Genomic DNA, 1,903 nt, shown 5'->3' with positions numbered 1-1,903 from the left:
AAAGAATATAATGAAAGATGCGCCTCAACGACGTGATCCAGTTGAGCATCGAGGGGTTTAAACTAGTTGAACTATATAAAAGTATCTCCGGCCCAAGGCTCGGGATAGCACATATACCAATACTGTTCAACGCCTTCGGGATAAATCTCAACAATATACGTAAAATAGTTTTTTATGCTAGTGAGAGAAACATACATACACTTATCATACCATACTCAGCTGCATTCGGACCCGTTATCGAGTTATACTCTAAAAACATAAGGGCCGAGGAGTTTCGCAGGAGATATGGTATAGATGAGGAGCATCCATATCTTAGAACACTTAAATATCTCTCAGCTAACTACGGGTTGAATATTATTTCCCCCGCAATAATGGAGCGCTCGGGGAGTAAATACTATGTTTCCACGGTATTTATATCCTTCGAGGACGTGGAGGAGCATTCATCCCAGAGAAAAATACTTGTATCAAGCGATGAGGAGAAGATAGGTGTTAACCCTGGACGTGAAATAATAGTCTTCGATGACCATTACCTGAAGTACATGGCTCTTATATCGCGGGAAATCCTAGTACCAGAGTTCGGTAGAATAGGATCTATGAGGGGCTGTAATACATTAGTGGCTACTATATCACCATTAAAACCAGTTGAAAACTATGTCGACATCGTGAAAACACTAGCACAAATGCTGGATAGATGGGTTATTCATGTAGGCGGAATATTCGTTGTTGAAGACAATAAGTATGTGTTAAACTCCATGATAGTGGATCCCGAGGGAAGGCTGGTTACAATATATAGTGATTCTGTCCCAACATTAATATCTATACCCTATAAGGAGATGACAAGTAGAATACATGAGGCAAACAAGGAGGAAACAATAGGTATCCTTAAATTTGTGTCAGGACAATTAAGAAGACTGGAAAAATAAAGGAATATCCGGGATAATATCGGGGAAAACTGGTGTAGGTGTCCACTTTGGAGGAAGTAGAGAAGGCTGTCCCAATTAAGGTTGCCTCATTAAACGACCTTGTGAGACTTGCAACGTCGACGATGGTTCCACACCAGTTTAACACGTATATTATTAAGTTCAAACACGGAGGGAAGACGTATCTGGGTATGCTAGGTGTTTTCAGAGATTATTATAAGTATTATGGAATCCCCGTATTCTACTATTATTCAACCGATATGGAGGGTATTGAGGAGGCGAACTATATTATAGTTAGCACCAGTGATGAAAAAATAGAGTTCTCCAAGAGCCCTAGGCCAGGCATAGCTATACCTATAATATCACTTGCTGAAAAACCGGTTTTCCTACCGGATGACATCTAGCGGGGACGGATGATAAGTCTCTTACCCATTACGACCCAGTATTCTACCTCTGAGCCTACTCCCAGCTTGTTTCTAATATCCTCCTCTATGGAGTCTTTTTCCACCTCAAAGGTCTCATACGTCTCCATATCCATAACCTGGTACATAGTGCCCATATCAGCTATTATTTGACCTACATGTTTCTCTATAACTGGGACCTCTACCTGGGTGTCGACAGGGGCTACGAGAGTTTTCTTAGCCTTTGAGAATAAACCTATCGCTACTACATTTGCTTTAGCACTTCCGTGTTTTCCCGTCTTAGCACGAGACATCTCGACTATTCTGCATGGTTCTCCATCTATTACTATAAAGCTGCCGACCTTCAGGTTTCCAAGGGTATCATATACCTTACTCATTGAACACCACCTATGTGAATTAGCTCACACATAAGCATTATTACACTATTTAAGCCCTAAAAATAAATTTCTCTTGATTAATACCTGGAATATTGGAACTGAAAGAATTATGGAGCATAAATGTTACCAGATTAGTGAACTGAGAAAACCGGGTAAATAGCATATGAAACACCCTCGATTAAAT

The 1,903-nt window shown here is 40.4% G+C and carries 3 protein-coding genes; 2 read left to right on the top strand and 1 reads right to left on the bottom strand.

Annotation, left to right across the window (positions count from 1 at the left end):
• The first annotated feature begins 32 nt into the window (after positions 1-32).
• Both ACP5N5_RS06840 and ACP5N5_RS06835 read left to right on the top strand, forming a co-directional pair.
• Positions 33-923: a carbon-nitrogen hydrolase family protein gene (locus ACP5N5_RS06840; protein WP_428134433.1), complete on the top strand. Its 891-nt coding sequence runs from the start codon at positions 33-35 to the stop codon at positions 921-923.
• A 47-nt stretch (positions 924-970) separates the two neighbouring features.
• Positions 971-1,324 (top strand): hypothetical protein, encoded by a 354-nt coding sequence (locus tag ACP5N5_RS06835; RefSeq protein WP_012608491.1) that lies wholly within the window; start codon positions 971-973, stop codon positions 1,322-1,324.
• On the opposite strand, the gene ACP5N5_RS06830 is transcribed toward ACP5N5_RS06835, so the two are convergent.
• Positions 1,321-1,719 (bottom strand): translation initiation factor IF-5A, encoded by a 399-nt coding sequence (locus tag ACP5N5_RS06830; RefSeq protein WP_012608490.1) that lies wholly within the window; start codon positions 1,717-1,719, stop codon positions 1,321-1,323. The genes ACP5N5_RS06835 and ACP5N5_RS06830 overlap by 4 nt on opposite strands.
• Positions 1,720-1,903: the final 184 nt, after the last annotated feature.

This window comes from Desulfurococcus sp. (assembly GCF_049970475.1).
GTDB lineage: Archaea > Thermoproteota > Thermoprotei_A > Sulfolobales > Desulfurococcaceae > Desulfurococcus > Desulfurococcus amylolyticus.
This window is presented reverse-complemented; position numbering and strand designations above follow the sequence as displayed.